Below are 15,184 nucleotides of genomic sequence, written 5' to 3'. Positions count from 1 at the left end.
GGAGGTGGACGGGTGGCGCAGCGGGTGAGGGAGCGGCTGCGGTTGTCGGCCGTGTTCGACCGGCTGCTCGGCCGGCCGGTGCCCGGGCAGCGCGAGCGGGAGCCGCGACGGTCCAACCCGGACGCCGTGGTGGACTGCGCCGTCTACGTCGACGGACGGCGCGAGCCGGGCCGCCCGCACTACGCCGACGCGTACGCCCGCAGTCGCCGCAGCCGCGGCGCCTTCGTCTGGCTGGGTCTGCACGAGCCGGACCCGGCGGTGATGGCGGCGGTCGGCCGCACGTTCGGGCTGGACGACCTGACGGTCGAGCAGGCGCTCGCCGACGGCCACCGCCCCACGGTGCGGCGCGACGGCGGCGTGACCCTGCTGGTGCTGCGCACCGCCGGGTACGTGGAGCACGCCGAGCTGACCGACACCTCGGAGGTGATCGACACCGGGGACGTGATGGTGCTGCTCGGCGACCGTTTCGTCATCACCGTGCGGCACGGCGCCGCCGGCGCGCTCACCCCGGTCCGCGCCGACATCGAGCGCCGCCCGGCACTGCTCGCGGAGGGCCCGTGGGCGGTGGCGTACGCGGTCTGCGGCCGGATGGTCGACCTCTACCTGGAGGTCGCCGGGCACGTGGAGCGGGACCTGGAACGGGTCGAGGAGACGGTCTTCGCGCGCGACAGGTCCGCCGACATCCAGCACATCTACCAGCTCAAGCGGGAGATCGTGGAGTTCAAGCGGGCGGTGCAGCCGTTGCAGGCGCCGCTGCGGTCGCTGCTCGACGAGCGCCCCGACAACCCGCCGCGCGGCCTGCGCCGCCGGTTCGTCGACGTGGACGCCCGGCTGACCCGGGCGGTGGACCGGGTCGCCGCCTACGACGACCTGCTCAACTCGATCCTGCAGTCCCGGTTGGCGCAGCTCGCGGTGGACCAGAACAACGACATGCGCAAGATCGCCGCCTGGGCCGCCATCGCCGCCACCCAGACCGGGATCGCCGGGATCTACGGCATGAACTTCGCCAACATGCCGGGGCTGGGCTGGCGCTACGGCTTCGCCGCCACGCTCGGCCTGATGGCGCTGGTCGCGATCGTCCTGCACCGCCTCTTCCGCCGCTCCGGCTGGCTCTGACCGGAGGTCGGTCAGGCCGAGCCGGAGGTTTCCCGGCAGCGGCCCCGCGAGTTGGCCTGACCGTCGGCCGCTACCCTCGCCCACGTGATGTGGCAGCGGTACGTGGCGGTGGGCGACAGCACCACCGAGGGGCTCGACGACCCCGACGGCGCCGGCGGCTACCGGGGCTGGGCCGACCGGTTCGCCCTCGCGGTGGCCCACGCGCAGGGCGGCCTGGAGTACGCCAACCCGGCAATCCGGGGACGCACCACTGCCCGCATCCGCGCCGAGCAGCTGCAACCCGCCCTCGACCTCGCGCCGGACCTCGCCACCGTGGTGGCCGGTATGAACGACGTGCTGCGCCCCTCCTTCGACGCCGACCGGGTCGCCGAGGACGTCGGGGCCATGCAGCGGGCGCTGGTCGGGCAGGGCGCCACGGTGCTGACCTTCACCCTGCCCGACCCGGTGCCGGTGATGCCGCTGGCGCGCCCGCTGCGCGGCCGGATGCTCGCGCTGAACGCCGCGCTGCGCGCCGTGACCGCCGAGACCGGGGCCACCCTGCTGGACCTCGGCGCCCACCCGGTCGCCTCGGACCCTCGGCTGTGGAGCGACGACCGGCTACACGCCAACAGCGCCGGCCACGAGCGGATCGCCGCCGCGCTCGCGCACACCGTCGGGCTGCCGGAAACCGACGACGGTTGGACGCGCCCGCTGGAGACCGCACAGCGCCGTCGGCGCCACGAGGTGCTCCGCGCCGAGCTGGCCTGGGCCCGCCGGCACCTGCTGCCCTGGCTGGTCCGGCACGCGCGCGGGCGGTCCTCCGGCGACGACCGGGTCGCCAAGCGACCCGTGCCGCTGCCGGTCGAGCTGCCCTGATAGCGATGACCGAGAACACAGCAACTGAGGAGTCGCACCATGCCGGGTGACCTAGACACGTTTCACGGCCTACCGGTCGTCGACTTCACCAGTGACGGTGACCTGCAGGAAGCAGCGTCGGTGGCCTGGCGCGTGAGTGGTGGCGGGTGCGACAGCGACCCGAGCTTCGCGGAGACGTGGCAGCGGTTCCTCCAGGCGGTCGACCTCGCCGGGGTACGAGCCCTGGTATTCGGCGGCTGGGCGGACGCATATGAGTTCGACCCCGCGCCCATTCTCGACCTGGCCGTCGCCGCAGCGGACCGACTGACCGGCCTGCGAGCCTTCTACTTCGGGGACATCCCCTACGAGGATTGCGACATCTCGTGGATCCGGCAGACCGATGTCACCCCCCTGCTGAGCGCCTACCCTCTGCTGGAGCGGTTCGAGGCGCGCGGCGGGCCAGGCATGGCCGTCTCACCGCTGCGCCACACTTCGCTGCAGTACCTGGAGTTCGAGAGCGCTGGCCTTCCGGCCCGGGTGGCGCGCGGACTCTGCGCCTCCGAGTTGCCCGCGTTGAAGGAACTGGAGCTGTGGCTCGGCGTCCGGGATTGGGGGGGCGACACCACTGTTGCCGACCTGGCGGCGCTGCTCTCCGGCGAACGCTTCCCTGCGCTGCGTCACCTGGGACTGCTCAACAGCCCGCTGCAGGACGAGATTGCCGCGGCGGTCGCCGAGGCTCCCGTCGTGGCACAGTTGCGGTCCCTGGCCCTGTCCATGGGCGCGCTGTCGGACACCGGCGCCGCGGCGCTTCTCAACGGCCGGTCGCTCACTCACCTGAGGTGGCTCGACCTCCAGCACCACTACCTCAGCGCGGCCATGATGCGTCGGCTGCGGGATGCCCTGGAGCCTTCCGGGGTCGAAATCGACCTCCGCGACGGTAGGGAGGACCCGGGCGACAGCAAGTGGCGCTACGTCGCGCTCTCCAGATGACATGTCGGCGGCTATCCGGCCCGCGCCACGCGCCCGCGTGTACCGGCCGGCCGGACGCCCAGCACCTGCCGGCGTTTGACCGCCGGGGCCGGGGGGAAGACGGTGCGCCCAGGGCCGATTCCCGAGGAGCGACGATGGCGGACGCAGGACGGGCCAGGAAGGCCACCGGGGCGCGCAAGGCCCCGATGAAGCGGACGGCGGCGGCGAAGAAGGTGGCGACGGCCACGAAACGGGCCACCGGAACGACCGCGGCCAAGACCCCGGGTGGGAAGCCGACGTCGACGACGCCCCGGGTGGCCCGGAAGAAGGCCACCTCCGCCACGGCGGCCCCCGCCCGCGCCCGGAAGGCGCCGGCCACGAGCGCGCCGGCGAAGAAGGCGCCCGCGAAGAAGACGGCGAAGGCCGCCGCGACCCGTGCCGCCGCGACCACGAAGGCACCGGCCCGCAAGGCGACGACCATGGAGTCCTTCGGCAACCGGCGGACAGCCCGGACGAGCGGCCGCTGACCCGGCCCGCGCGACGGGTGCTCCGGCGGCGGACCGCACCGTCGGCGGGCGGCGCCGGGTCGGACGCCCGCGTGCCGGGTCCGGACGCCGGTCGCGGCGGACCGTCGGCCAGAATGGGCCCGTGGCGACCAGACCCCGCCGGAGAGCGGCCGACGACCCCGACCGGACCTGCCCGTGCGGGTCCGCCCAGCCGTACGCGCAGTGCTGCGGGCGACTGCACCGGGGCGAGGCCGCCGCGGCGACCGCCGAGGCACTGATGCGCTCGCGGTACAGCGCCTTCGCCGTCGGCGACACGGCGTACCTGCTGCGCAGTTGGCACTCGTCGACCCGGCCGCGCCGGCTCGACCTGGATCCGGGCCAGCGCTGGACGGGGTTGGAGATCGTCGACGCCGACCGGGGCGGGCTGTTCGACACTGCGGGCGTCGTCGAGTTCCGCGCCCACTACCGCGCGGGAGGTCGACCTGGGACGCAGACCGAGCGCAGCCGGTTCGTCCGCGAGGACGGCCGCTGGGTCTACGTCGACGAGTTGCCCGGCTGACACCGGCCCGGCAGCCGCCGGGCCGGTGCGCCGCGGCTACCCGCCGGTGGCGACGCCGGTGCGCAGGCCGAGACCGTCGACGGCCGCCGAGACGAGTTCGTCCGGCGCCAGCGAGACGTCGAGCACCAGCACCGACTCGTCCGGGTGGGGCTGCTCCAGGGTCGCCAGTTGTGACTCCAGCAGGCTCGCCGGCATGTAGTGCCCGGCGCGCTGGGCCATCCGGTCGCGGATCACCTCGGCGGGCCCGTCGAGGTGGACGAACTCGACGCTCGGCGGCCCCTGGCGCAGCACGTCGCGGTAGGAACGCTTCAGCGCCGAGCAGGCCAGCACCGTCGACACGCCCTCGGCGGAGCGGGCGGCCATCCACGCGGCCAGGTCGCGCAGCCAGGGCAGGCGCGCGGCGTCGTCCAGCGGCACGCCGGCCCGCATCTGCGCCACGTTGGCCGGCGGGTGGAACTCGTCCGCCTCGGCGAAGGTCAGGCCGGTACGGGCGCTGATGCCGCGGGCCACGGTCGTCTTGCCGGCCCCGGACACCCCCATCACGACCACGTGCCGGGTCGCGGCGGGAGTGCCCGGGCGGCTCTCACCAGTCATGGACGGTCCCGTCCTTGAGCCGGTTGAACGGCAGGTAGGCCGGCACGTACGGGAACTTCGCGGCGGCTTCCTCGTCGAGTTCCACGCCGAGCCCCGGCTGCTCCCCCGGGTGCAGGTAGCCGTCGGTGAAGGTGAACGACTGCCGGAAGACCTCGTTGGTGAGCGGCCCGTGCTGCATGTACTCCTGGATGCCGAAGTTGTGGATGGCGAGGTCCAGGTGCAGCGCGGCGGCCATGCCGACCGGCGAGATGTCGGTCGGGCCGTGGATGCCGGACTTGATCTGGTACTGGGCGGCGAAGTCGAGCAGCTTGCGCATGGCCGTGATGCCGCCGGTGTGGGTGACGGCGGACCGGACGTAGTCGATCAGCTGCTCGCGGATGAGGGTCTGGTAGTCCCACACCGTGTTGAAGATCTCGCCGATGGCCAGCGGGGTGGTGGTGTGGTGGCGGACCAGCCGCAGCGCCTCCTGGTTCTCCGCCGGGGTGCAGTCCTCCAGCCAGAACAGGTCGTACGGCTCCAGGGCCTTGCCCAGCTTCGCGGCCTGGATCGGGGTCATCCGGTGGTGGCCGTCGTGCAGCAGCGGCAACTCCGGGCCGAACTCGTTGCGGACCGCCTCGAAGACGCCGGGCAGGTGGCGCAGGTAGGCGCGGGTGTCCCAGTCCTCCTCTGCCGGCAGCGGGGTGCGCTGCGCCGGCTCGTAGTCGTACCGCTTGCCGTCGGCGCTGGGCTGGGCGGCGACGCCGTACACGGCGTTGATGCCCGGCACGGAGGTCTGCACGCGGATCGACCGGAAGCCGAGCTCCAGGTGCCGGCGGATCGAGTCGAACAGCTCCGGGATGTCGCGGCCGGAGGCGTGGCCGTAGGCCATGATGCCGGTGCGGGAGGCCCCGCCCAGCAGCTGGTACAGCGGCATGCCGGCGGCCTTGGCCTTGATGTCCCACAGCGCCACGTCGACCGCCGCGATGGCCGCCATGGTGACCGGCCCGCGCCGCCAGTACGCCGAGCGGTACAGGAACTGCCAGGTGTCCTCGATGCGGTGCGGGTCGCGGCCGATCAGCAGCGGGACGACGTGGTCGCGCAGGTACGAGGCGACCGACAGTTCGCGGCCGTTGAGGGTGCCGTCGCCCAGGCCGGTGATCCCGTCGTCGGTGGTGATCTTCAGGGTGACGAAGTTGCGGTCGGGGCTGGAGACGATGACGTCAGCGGCGACGATCTTCACGGGATGCCTTTCTTCTACAGGTGCGCGGGGCGGCTAACGGAGAACGCTGCCCGTCTCGTGGCCGTCGAGAAGGGACAGTTCGGCGCGGCGGGGCAGCCCTTCGCAGTCGCCTCGACTGGAGACCGCGAAGGCGCCGAGGGTGGCCGCGCGGCGCAGGCGACCGGCCAGGTCGAGCCCGTCGAACCAGCCGGACAGGTAGCCCGCGGTGAACGCGTCCCCGGCGCCGACGGGGTCGACGGCGGTCACGGTCAGCGCCCCGACGTGCTGGACGCCGTCCGGGGTGTGCGCCCGGGCCCCGTCGGCGCCCAGCTTGACCAGGACGGTGTCCACGCCCCGCCCGAACAGGTCCGCCACGACCGTGGACTCGTCGGCCCCCGGGTCGCCGACGAGGTCGAGTTCGTCGGCGGAGGCGATGACGATCGAGGCGTACGCCGCCAGCGGGGTGAGCACCTCTCGGGCGGCGTCCCGGGACCAGAGGCGGGCGCGGTAGTTGACGTCGAGGCAGACGGGGACGCCCGCCTCGGCCGCGGCCTCGGCGGCCCAGCGGGTGGCCGCGCGGGCGGTGTCGGACAGCGCCGGGGTGATCCCGGTCAGGTGCAGCATTCCGGCGCCGGCGGCCAGCGGCGCCCGCAGGTCGTCGACACGCAGCGCCGACCCGGCCGATCCGGCCCGGTGGTACTGCACCCGGGTCAGGTCGGCGGTGCGCTGCTCCAGGAACATCAGGCCGGTCGGCCGGTCCGGGTCGCGGGTCACGCCGTCGACACCGACGCCCTCGGCGCGCAACTGCCGCAGCGTGTACTCGCCGAACTCGTCGGTGCTCACCCGGCCGGCCCAGGCGGTCTGGTGGCCCAGCCGGGCCACCCCCACCGCCACGTTGGACTCGGCGCCGGCCAGGTGCATGGTCAGCGGTCCGCCGGCGGCGAGCGGGCCGGCGGAGCGCAGCGACACCATGGTCTCGCCGAAGGTGAGCAGGTCGGGTGCGGTCATGACGCGGCCGGCTCCCGCACGGCGGCGAGGTAGGTGCGGGCCCGGGTCCGCAGCGCGTCCAGGTCACCGCCGGAGGCGGCGTCGCCGACCAGCGGCCCGCCGACGCCGACCGCGATCGCGCCGGCCTTCAGGTAGCCGGGCACGTCGGCCAGGCCCACGCCGCCGACCGCGACGAACGGGATGTCCGGGAAGGGGTCGCGCACCGCCCTGAGGTACGCCGGGCCCCCGACCGACACCGGGAACAGCTTGATCGCCGACGCCCCCATCCGCATGGCGGTGTACGCCTCGGTCGGGGTGAACGCGCCGGCGGCGACCGGAATGCCCCGGCGGGCCGCCTCGGGGATCGACTCGACCACGGCCGGCGTCACCACGAACTGGGCGCCCGCGGCGGCCACGTCGGCCACGTCGGCGGCGGTGAGCACGGTGCCGGCCCCGACCAGGGAGCCGGCGGGGGCGACCCCGCGCAGCGCCTCGACGGCCCGCGCGGCGTCCGGCGTGGTGAGGGCCACCTCGACGAGGCGTACGCCCTCCTCCAGCAGGGCGGTGCCGGCGGCGATCGCGCCGGCGGTGTCGGTGCCTCGGATGACCGCGAGGATGCGGGCGGCGGTGAGTTCGGCGGTGAGGTTGACGGTCATGTGATCACCATTCCGCGTAGGAGCCGTCGCGGTGCCGCCACGTGGGGCTGCGCCACGCGTGGCCGCGCTTGTCCGCCGTTCGCACGGCGTGTTCGTCGATCTCGATGCCGAGTCCGGGTGCCGTGAGCCGCTCGACGTACCCGTCGACGAACGTCAGCGGGGTCTTGTCGAGGCAGTAGTCGAGCACCTCGGCGCCGAGGTTGTAGTGGATGCCGATGCTCTGTTCCTGGATCAGGTAGTTCGGCGTGGCGAAGCCGACCTGCAGGCAGGCCGCGAGGGCGATCGGCCCGAGCGGGCAGTGCGGGGCGAGCTGCACGTCGTACACCTCGGCCAGCGCGGCGATCTTGCGGACCTCGGTGATGCCGCCGGCGTGCGACAGGTCCGGCTGGGCGACCGCGATGCCGGCCTGCAGCACCGGCAGGAACTCCTGCCGGCTGTAGAGCCGCTCCCCCGTCGACACCGGCGTGGTGGTGGAGCGGACGAACTCGCCGATGAGGTGCGAGTTCTCCGGGACCACCGGTTCCTCCAGGAAGAACGGCCGGTACGGCTCGAGCAGCGGGGCGACCCGGCGGGCGGTGGCGAGGGTGAACCGGCCGTGGAAGTCGACCGCCACGTCCCGCTCGTCGCCGAGCACCTCGCGGGCGGCGGCCACCCGCTGGACCACGCCGTCGAGTTCGGCGACCGAGGCGACCGGGCTCATCTTTCCGGAGGCGTTCATCTTCACCGCGGTCAGGCCGGTCTCGACGGCGGCGGCGATCTGGTCGCGGACCTCGGCGGGCTCGTCGCCGCCGACCCAGCCGTAGACCCGGATCCGGTCCCGGACCGGGCCGCCGAGCAGCTGGTGCACCGGAGCGCCGAAGTGCTTGCCGGCGATGTCCCACAGCGCCTGGTCGAGCCCGGACACGGCGCTGGCCAGGATCGGCCCGCCCCGGTAGAACGAGCCCTTGGTCATGACCTGCCAGTGGTCCTCGATGCGCAGCGCGTCCTGGCCGATGAGCAGTTCGCTGAGCTGCTCGACGGCGGTGCGGACGGTCTCGGAGCGGCCCTCGCAGGTCGCCTCGCCCCAGCCGACGATGCCGGAGGAGGTCTGCACCCGGACGAACAGCCAGCGCGGGGCGACGAGGAAGGTCTCGACCTTTTCGATTGTCGTCATGGCGTCCTCAGCCCTTCGTGGCGCCGGCGGTGAGGCCGGAGACGATGTACTTCTGCACGAACAGGGCGATCACCATGATCGGCACGGTGACCACGGTGGCCGCCGCCATCAGGCCGCCCCAGTCGATGCTGGCGTAGCCGACGAAGTCGAAGATCGCCACGGGAAGCGTCTTGGTGTCGGCGCCGGAGAGCACGAGGGCGAACATGAAGTTGTTCCAGGAGAAGATGAAGGACAGGATCCCCGCGGTGGCGATGCCGGGCACCGACAGCGGCAGGGTGATCCGCCGGAACGCGCCGATGTGGGTCAGCCCGTCGACGAGCGCCGCCTCCTCGAGTTCGGCGGGCAGGCCGTCGAAGTAGCCCATCATGATGTAGACGATCAGCGGCAGCGACACGAACATGTGGCTGAGGATCAGCACGGTGAACCCGCCGACCATCTGCAGGTTCGAGAAGACGTAGTACCAGGGCACCAGCAGCGAGACGCCGGGGATGACCCGGGCCATGAGCACGACGAGCGCGGACTTCTTCATGTTGAAGCGGCTCATCGAGTACGCGGCGGGCACGCCGAGCAGGAGCGACAGCACGGTCGCCGCGAACGCCACCCAGAGGCTGTTGCCGATGAACTGGACGTAGTTCGCCTGCTCCAGCACGGTGCCGTAGTTGTCCAGCGTGGGCGAGAAGGAGAACGCCTTGTCGGTGTCGTAGATGTCGACGTTGGTCTTCAGCGACGCGAGGATCATCCAGAGCAGCGGCGCCATCAGCGAGAACACCACGACGACCAGGGCCACCGCCCGGAAGACCTTGAACGGCCTGCTCGGCTTCATCGGTCCAGCCCCTTCTTGCGGTAGGTCAGGGCCCACATCACCCCGATGATGATCAGGAAGAAGATGATGAGGACCGTCGACGAGACGCCGTAGTCGTTGTAGTCGAAGCTGAGACCGTAGGCGTAGACGTTGAGGGTCTCCACCTCGTGGAACGACCCGCCGCCGCGCCCCTTGGTGGCGTAGAGGATGTCGAAGGTCTTCAGGGCGTCGATGCCGCGCAGCAGGACCGCGACGATCACGGTGGGCATCAGCAGCGGCAGGGTGACGTGCCGGAAGCGCTGCCAGGTGCTGGCGCCGTCGATCAGCGCCGCCTCCTGCGGCTCGTCGGACAGCGACGTCAGGCCGGCGAGCAGGATCAGCACGACCATCGGCGTCCACTGCCAGATGTCGATGAACATCGTCGTGGGCAGGGCCGAGCTCTGCCCGGACAGCCAGGGCTGGGGGCCGATCCCGACCCAGCCGAGCACCTGGTTCGCCATGCCGATGTTGGGGTCGAAGATCAGCCGCCACATCATGCCGACCGCGACCGGGGTGGCGACCAGCGGCAGCAGGATCGCGACGCGGACCCACTTCTCACCGCGGAACGGCCGCCACAGCAGCAGGGCGATCGCCATGCCGAGCACGACCTCGAAGAGGAGCACGACGCCGGTGAAGAGAGCGGTGCGCCACACGGCCGGCCAGAAGCGGTCGGTGTCGGTGAGCACGTCGAGGTAGTTCTGGAAGCCGATGAACTCGCTCTCGGCGCGTACCGAGCCCTCGGCGTCGGTCAGGCTGAGGTACCCGGTCCAGGCCACCGGGAAGACGATCAGCAGGGCGACGAACGCCATGGCGGGTGCCGCGAAGAGCCACTTGCGGTGCTCGTTGGCCCAGCGCGACCAGGCTGAGGTCTCCGGGGACGCCGGACGCGCCTCGGTCGATCTTTTGACTGGTGTGGTGACGGCTGACATGAGGTCTCCGGGTGGGGGTCAGGGCCAGCGTCCCGACGCGGGGTGGCGGAGCCGGTCGGCTCCGCCACCTGCGCTTCGGGCTACTTCGCCTCGTCGTCGAGGAACTTCTGGAACGCCTCGTTGGCCGCGTCCGCCGAGGCGGCCGCGTCCTTGCCGGTGATCGCGTCGACGATCGGCTGGCCGACGATCTCCCGCGCCTGGGCGACCTTCACGACCAGCGGGCGGTCGTGGCCCACGCCGTTGGCGGTGCTGACCGTGGTGGCCTCGGCGAGATCCTTCGGGTAGCTGGCCGAGCCCTCCGGGTTCTCCCAGACGGACGTGCGGGCGCTGGGGACGCCGGCCTTCTGCTGCGCCAGCGCCTGCTCCTTGCCGGCCGCCCACTGGATGAACTTCCAGGCGTTGTCCTGGTTCTTGGACGTCTCGTTGACGCCGAGCGCCCACGAGGGGATGTTGTACGGCTTCGAGCCGGCCGGGCCGGCCGGGAAGGCGGCGAACCCGACGGTCTCGGAGACCTTCGACTTGGCCGGGTCGGTGGCGTTCTTGTAGAGCGAGTTGGCCTCGGTGTAGAAGGCCGCCTTGCCCTGGGTGAAGATCGCCATCGCCTCGGACCAGCTCATGTCGGTGCTGATGTTCTCCGGGCCGTGCTCGCGCAGGAGCCCGCCGTAGTAGGCGTACGCCTGCTTGGCCTGGTCGGTGTTGACCGACGCCTTGCCGTTGGCGTCGACGAAGTCGCCGCCGAAGCTGTAGAGGAAGCTGGAGAACTGCGTGACGGCGGCCGCCTTGCCGGTGCGGGACACGAAGCCCGCCACACCCGGGTTGTCCGCCTCGACCTTGGCCGCCTGCGCCTTGAGCTCGTCGAGGGTCTTCGGCGGGGCGGTGAAGCCGGACTTCTCCAGCAGGTCCTTGCGGTAGTAGAGGACCTCCTGCTCGGTGATGATCGGCACCCCGACCAGCTTGTCCTCGTAGCTGGTGGCCTGCACCGGCCCGGTCTGGAAGTCGCCGAGCTCGAACGCGCTGTCCGACTTTGCCTTGTCGGTCAGGTCGGCCAGGTACTTGTTCTTGGCGAACAGCTTCCCCTCCTGGAGGGGCCGGTACATCATCACGTCGATGTCGCTGGATCCGGCGTTCAGCTTGACGTTGTACTGGTCGGAGAGCTGGTCCTCGCCGAGCTGGGTCACCTCGACCTTGAGGCCCGACTGCTTCTCGAACTCCGGCAGCGCCTTCTTGATGTTGTCCGTCCAGACGTGGTTCACCAGCGTCACGCGCACGGTGTCCGAGCCGCCGGCGTCGTCCCCGCCACCGCAGGCGGACAGGCCGAGGGCGACGACCATCGCCAGGGAAGTCCCGATAACTGATCGACGTCTCACGTCCATCACTCCTTATGCCGTGGCCGTGGCCTGGCCCGAGGTGGGGCCGCCACCTCCCTGTTTACATCCGCTTAACGTCGGGATGCTAGGCCGAAAAAGCAGATTTATTCAAGAGGTAGACCCAACTGATATGATCCGCCGTGTGAAACCGTCCTCCCCAGGGGTCGCAGTCGCCCCGATCGCCCCTGTCGAGGCCGGGCTGCACGCACGCGTCCTCGACCACCTCGGCACGGCCATCTGCGGTGGCGAGCTGGCCGCCGGGGCCGTCCTCAACATCGACGAGCTGGTCGAGCGGTACGCCGTGTCCCGCTCGGTCGTCCGCGAGGTCCTGCGGGTGCTCGCCTCGATCGGGTTCATCGAGACGCGCCGACGGGTCGGCGTCATGATCCGCCCGACGGACGCCTGGAACGTCTTCGACCCGCAGGTGATCCGCTGGCGGCTCGCCTCGTCCGGCCGCATCACCCAGCTCCGCTCGATCACCGAGCTGCGCACCGCCGTCGAGCCGCACGCCGCCCTGCTCGCGGCCAGCCGGGTCGGTCACGACGAGGCGAGCGACCTCGTCGGGCTCGCGGCGAAGATGTGGGCCGCCGGCAAGGCCGGCGACGAGGAGCGCTTCCTGCGGCTCGACATCGAGTTCCACCGGCGGGTGCTGGTCGCCTCCGGAAACGAGATGTTCGTCCGGCTGCAGGAGCTGGTCGCCGAGGTGCTCACCGGCCGGCACCAGCACCACCTCATGCCTCACCACCCGCACGAGCAGGCCCTTCAACTGCACGCGGAGGTGGCCCAGGCGATCCAGCGGCGCGACGGCGAGCGCGCCCGGCAGGCCATGGTGCAGCTCATGGAGCAGGCCTTCGACGAGATGAGTTCGATCTGGGAGCAGACCGGCGAGACCGCCGGCCCCTGACCACTGCCCCCGACCCCGCCCCACTCCCGCCGCCCCTTCGCCCGGCGTATGCTGGTGGCGGCGCCGTCCCGCGCCTCACCTCCTTACCGGTGCTCACGCCACCGGCGTCGCGGAGGCAAAGGGAGCCTCGCGTTCTCGGGATGCCGTGCCACATGCCCTGATCCGGCGCGGTCGACGGGAGCGTGAGTCCCTGCGACCCGCGCCGTCGACGAGGGAGCATGTGATGACGCGTGACAGGTCGTTCAAGACCCGGGTCCGGGCCCGGATGGACAAGACCGGCGAGAGCTACACGACCGCCCGCCGGCAACTCGTCGCCCGGTCGACCGCCGCCGAGCCCGCAGCCGCGCCGCCCGAGCCGACGGAGCCCGCGCCGGGCGCGACGTCGTCGGGCACTGCGGTGCAGACGGAGCGGATCTCCGACGCGCTCCTGCGGGAGCGCACCGGCCGCGGCTGGGACGAGTGGTTCGCCCTGCTCGACGCCTGGGACGCCACCGGGCGTACGCACACCGAGATCGCCCGTTGGCTGGTCACCACGCACGAGGTGCCGGGCTGGTGGGCGCAGACCCTCACCGTCGGGTACGAACAGACGCGCGGCCTGCGCGCCCCCGGGCAGCGGCGCGGGGGCGGCTTCCTTGCCACCGGCAGCCGCACGGTGGCCGTCCCGGTGCGGCGGCTCTTCGACGCCTTCGCCGACGACGCGCTGCGCCGCCGGTGGCTGCCCGACGCGGAGGTCCGGGTCCGCACCGCCACCGCGCCCCGGACGTTCCGCGCCGACTGGGGCGACGGGTCGACCCGGCTCGTGGTGGGCTTCGCCGCCGTGGGCGAGACGAAGTCCCGGGTGTCCGTCCAGCACGAGAAACTGACCGGGGCGCAACAGGCGGCCGAGCTGAAGGCGTACTGGCGGGACCGGCTGGCCGCGCTCAAGCACCTCCTGGAAGGCGCGGGCCGATGAGCACGCGCCCGTCGCCGGCACGACCCCTCCGATCCGGCCAGCAGCGGTCGGACCGGCACTTCGACGGCTGACGGCGGGCCGGCCCGGCGGCGGTCACGCCGACCGCCGCCGGGCCCTCCGTCAGCCGGCGCGACCGGCGGCCACCCGACCCGGCCCGCCTCGGGCCCGCCGGCCGCGCGTCACCAGGAGCAGCGCGACGACCAGGTACGGCACGGCGGCCACCGCGAAGGCGACCCCGTTTCCGGCCCCGGTGGCGAGCAGCCCGTACCCGCCGTAGACGGCGATGATCGTCACGTCGGTGGCCATCCCGGCGAGCGAGGTGACCGTCGCCCGGCTGCTGCCGATGATCCGGGCCTGCAAGCGGGCGTCGGCGAGCACGGTGGCGAGTTGGAAGCCGCAGAACGCGGCCGCGACCAGCACGAACCCGACGGGCCGGGCGAGCAGCGCCCCGGCGGCCAGGGCCACGCCCGACACCGCCAGCAGCCCGGCGTACCCGCGGGTGGTCAGCCGCTCCCCCGCCGGGGCGAGCAGGCCGCCGACGCTCACCCCGGCCCAGATGAGCAGGAGCAGCAGCGGCACGGTCGCCTCGGCGACGCCGGTGTCCCGCGCCAGCAGCGGCGTGTACTCCTCGAGGGCCCCCCAGACCGCCGCGACCGCCGCGACCAGCAGCACCGCCGCGCGGACGGCCCGGTCGGCGTGCGCCTCGGCGAGCCCGGCGCGCAGGCTCGCCCACCAGCCGAGGTCGTCGTCGCCGTCCTCGTCGTCCGCGTCCCGTCCCGCCTCGGCGGCCCGGCCGGTCCGCTCCTGGGCGGCGGCTGCCGATACCGGCCGGGCGGCGGTGGCTGCCGATACCGGTCCGGCGGTGTCGGGGGCCGCTACCGGCCCGGAGGCGCCGGCGGCGGGGACGGCGGCGGCCACCGGGGCGGCGCGTCGCCGGTGTTCGGGGAAGCGGGTGGCGACGGTGGCAGCGAGCAGGCAGGCGAGCACGCTGGCCACGCCCACCGCCGGGTAGCCGCCGACGGCGAACACCGGGCCGGCCAGGACGATCGAGGCGAGCACGCCGAGCGTCTCGGCCGTCCGGGCCCGGCCGATGACGCGGGCGTACCGGCCGGCGGCGTCGAGCCGGTCGAGTTCGCTGAAGACCAGCGCCTCCAGCGCACCCGAGGCGAGCGCACCGCCGGCACCCCACAGCACGAACCCGACGGCGAAGGCCGGGTACGAGGGGACGAGCACCCAGAGCGCGAAGCCGGCGGCGGTGACGAGCGGGGCGAGGGCGAGCAGCAGCCGCCGGGAGACCGCGTCGGCGAAGGCGCCGGAGGGCACCTCCAGCAGGATGCCGCTGGCCGACCAGATCACGAACAGCGAGGAGATCTGCCAGACCGACAGGCCGGTGTCGCTGAACAGCAGCGCGTACAGCGGATAGAGCAGAACGAGTTCACCGAGGAACGCGTACCCGTAGAGGATGGCCGCCAGCCGGCGGACACGCGGATCGGGCACGCGCACAGTGTGGACAGTCATGAGGCCTTCCCGTGGAGACGAAGCGGACACCGGACGTACGGCGTCCGCGGCGGCCCACGGGGGCGACCGTCAGCGGTGCATCAACATCGCCACGTCATGCC

The 15,184-nt window shown here is 72.6% G+C and carries 16 protein-coding genes; 7 read left to right on the top strand and 9 right to left on the bottom strand.

What is annotated here, in order from left to right; all coding sequences use genetic code 11:
• Window positions 1-12: 12 nt before the first annotated feature.
• From ACZ6O2_RS20015 to ACZ6O2_RS19995, 5 genes are all read left to right on the top strand, one after another.
• Window positions 13-1,116 carry a magnesium and cobalt transport protein CorA gene (locus ACZ6O2_RS20015; protein WP_466023866.1) on the top strand — a complete coding sequence of 368 codons (1,104 nt, stop codon included), beginning with the start codon at window positions 13-15 and terminating at the stop codon, window positions 1,114-1,116.
• A gap of 87 nt (window positions 1,117-1,203) precedes the next feature.
• Window positions 1,204-1,971: an SGNH/GDSL hydrolase family protein gene (locus ACZ6O2_RS20010; RefSeq protein WP_466023914.1), complete on the top strand. Its 768-nt coding sequence runs from the start codon at window positions 1,204-1,206 to the stop codon at window positions 1,969-1,971.
• A 39-nt stretch (window positions 1,972-2,010) separates the two neighbouring features.
• Complete coding sequence (locus ACZ6O2_RS20005; RefSeq protein ID WP_466023865.1) at window positions 2,011-2,940, top strand: STM4015 family protein; 930 nt, start codon at window positions 2,011-2,013, stop codon at window positions 2,938-2,940.
• Between the two features lie 134 nt (window positions 2,941-3,074).
• A complete protein-coding gene (locus ACZ6O2_RS20000; RefSeq protein WP_350708231.1) occupies window positions 3,075-3,446 on the top strand; it encodes a hypothetical protein in 372 nt (123 codons plus the stop codon).
• A 121-nt stretch (window positions 3,447-3,567) separates the two neighbouring features.
• A complete protein-coding gene (locus ACZ6O2_RS19995) occupies window positions 3,568-3,984 on the top strand; it encodes a YchJ family protein (RefSeq protein WP_466023864.1) in 417 nt (138 codons plus the stop codon).
• Between the two features lie 36 nt (window positions 3,985-4,020).
• Here the strand turns inward: ACZ6O2_RS19995 and ACZ6O2_RS19990 are convergent, their stop codons facing one another.
• The 8 genes from ACZ6O2_RS19990 to ACZ6O2_RS19955 form a co-directional block, all read right to left on the bottom strand.
• Entirely contained in the window at window positions 4,021-4,578 is a 558-nt protein-coding gene (locus tag ACZ6O2_RS19990; protein WP_466023863.1) for a gluconokinase, read from the bottom strand.
• On the bottom strand, window positions 4,568-5,797 hold the full coding sequence (gene manD / locus ACZ6O2_RS19985) for a D-mannonate dehydratase ManD (protein WP_350708225.1): 1,230 nt from the start codon (window positions 5,795-5,797) through the stop codon (window positions 4,568-4,570). The genes ACZ6O2_RS19990 and manD overlap by 11 nt, the downstream gene beginning before the upstream one ends.
• 33 nt (window positions 5,798-5,830) lie before the next feature.
• Window positions 5,831-6,784 (bottom strand): sugar kinase, encoded by a 954-nt coding sequence (locus ACZ6O2_RS19980; RefSeq protein ID WP_466023862.1) that lies wholly within the window; start codon window positions 6,782-6,784, stop codon window positions 5,831-5,833.
• On the bottom strand, window positions 6,781-7,419 hold the full coding sequence (locus ACZ6O2_RS19975; protein WP_466023861.1) for a bifunctional 4-hydroxy-2-oxoglutarate aldolase/2-dehydro-3-deoxy-phosphogluconate aldolase: 639 nt from the start codon (window positions 7,417-7,419) through the stop codon (window positions 6,781-6,783). Before ACZ6O2_RS19975 ends, ACZ6O2_RS19980 begins: the two co-directional genes overlap by 4 nt.
• 4 nt (window positions 7,420-7,423) lie before the next feature.
• Window positions 7,424-8,572, bottom strand: coding sequence for a galactonate dehydratase (dgoD, locus tag ACZ6O2_RS19970; RefSeq protein ID WP_357461346.1), 1,149 nt, complete (start codon window positions 8,570-8,572; stop codon window positions 7,424-7,426).
• A 7-nt stretch (window positions 8,573-8,579) separates the two neighbouring features.
• Window positions 8,580-9,395: a carbohydrate ABC transporter permease gene (locus ACZ6O2_RS19965; protein ID WP_350708217.1), complete on the bottom strand. Its 816-nt coding sequence runs from the start codon at window positions 9,393-9,395 to the stop codon at window positions 8,580-8,582.
• Window positions 9,392-10,342: a carbohydrate ABC transporter permease gene (locus tag ACZ6O2_RS19960; protein ID WP_350708215.1), complete on the bottom strand. Its 951-nt coding sequence runs from the start codon at window positions 10,340-10,342 to the stop codon at window positions 9,392-9,394. The genes ACZ6O2_RS19965 and ACZ6O2_RS19960 overlap by 4 nt, the downstream gene beginning before the upstream one ends.
• A gap of 80 nt (window positions 10,343-10,422) precedes the next feature.
• Window positions 10,423-11,709: an ABC transporter substrate-binding protein gene (locus tag ACZ6O2_RS19955; protein WP_466023860.1), complete on the bottom strand. Its 1,287-nt coding sequence runs from the start codon at window positions 11,707-11,709 to the stop codon at window positions 10,423-10,425.
• 142 nt (window positions 11,710-11,851) lie between these two features.
• Here ACZ6O2_RS19955 and ACZ6O2_RS19950 point away from each other — a divergent pair, with 142 nt between their 5' ends.
• The gene (locus ACZ6O2_RS19950; RefSeq protein WP_350708211.1) at window positions 11,852-12,613 is read left to right on the top strand and encodes a FadR/GntR family transcriptional regulator; all 762 of its coding nucleotides are present in this window, start codon (window positions 11,852-11,854) and stop codon (window positions 12,611-12,613) included.
• A gap of 223 nt (window positions 12,614-12,836) precedes the next feature.
• Window positions 12,837-13,565, top strand: a complete 729-nt coding sequence (locus ACZ6O2_RS19945; RefSeq protein ID WP_466023859.1) for a hypothetical protein — start codon at window positions 12,837-12,839, stop codon at window positions 13,563-13,565.
• 120 nt (window positions 13,566-13,685) lie between these two features.
• Here the strand turns inward: ACZ6O2_RS19945 and ACZ6O2_RS19940 are convergent, their stop codons facing one another.
• Window positions 13,686-15,083 (bottom strand): MFS transporter, encoded by a 1,398-nt coding sequence (locus ACZ6O2_RS19940; RefSeq protein ID WP_466023858.1) that lies wholly within the window; start codon window positions 15,081-15,083, stop codon window positions 13,686-13,688.
• Window positions 15,084-15,184: the final 101 nt, after the last annotated feature.

The organism is Micromonospora sp. NPDC048040 (assembly GCF_055587185.1).
Note: the sequence above shows the minus strand (reverse complement) of the source record. Positions and strands in the feature narration are given on the sequence as shown.

Excerpts from the sequence above, each read along its gene's own strand:
- ACZ6O2_RS20010 (WP_466023914.1), top strand. The coding sequence starts at position 1,204 with ATGTGGCAGCGGTACGTGGCGGTGGGCGACAGCACCACCGAGGGGCTC.
- ACZ6O2_RS20005 (WP_466023865.1), top strand. The coding sequence starts at position 2,011 with ATGCCGGGTGACCTAGACACGTTTCACGGCCTACCGGTCGTCGACTTC.
- ACZ6O2_RS20000 (WP_350708231.1), top strand. The coding sequence starts at position 3,075 with ATGGCGGACGCAGGACGGGCCAGGAAGGCCACCGGGGCGCGCAAGGCC.
- ACZ6O2_RS19990 (WP_466023863.1), bottom strand. The coding sequence starts at position 4,578 with ATGACTGGTGAGAGCCGCCCGGGCACTCCCGCCGCGACCCGGCACGTG.
- ACZ6O2_RS19980 (WP_466023862.1), bottom strand. The coding sequence starts at position 6,784 with ATGACCGCACCCGACCTGCTCACCTTCGGCGAGACCATGGTGTCGCTG.
- ACZ6O2_RS19975 (WP_466023861.1), bottom strand. The coding sequence starts at position 7,419 with ATGACCGTCAACCTCACCGCCGAACTCACCGCCGCCCGCATCCTCGCG.
- dgoD (WP_357461346.1), bottom strand. The coding sequence starts at position 8,572 with ATGACGACAATCGAAAAGGTCGAGACCTTCCTCGTCGCCCCGCGCTGG.
- ACZ6O2_RS19965 (WP_350708217.1), bottom strand. The coding sequence starts at position 9,395 with ATGAAGCCGAGCAGGCCGTTCAAGGTCTTCCGGGCGGTGGCCCTGGTC.
- ACZ6O2_RS19960 (WP_350708215.1), bottom strand. The coding sequence starts at position 10,342 with ATGTCAGCCGTCACCACACCAGTCAAAAGATCGACCGAGGCGCGTCCG.
- ACZ6O2_RS19945 (WP_466023859.1), top strand. The coding sequence starts at position 12,837 with ATGACGCGTGACAGGTCGTTCAAGACCCGGGTCCGGGCCCGGATGGAC.
- ACZ6O2_RS19940 (WP_466023858.1), bottom strand. The coding sequence starts at position 15,083 with ATGACTGTCCACACTGTGCGCGTGCCCGATCCGCGTGTCCGCCGGCTG.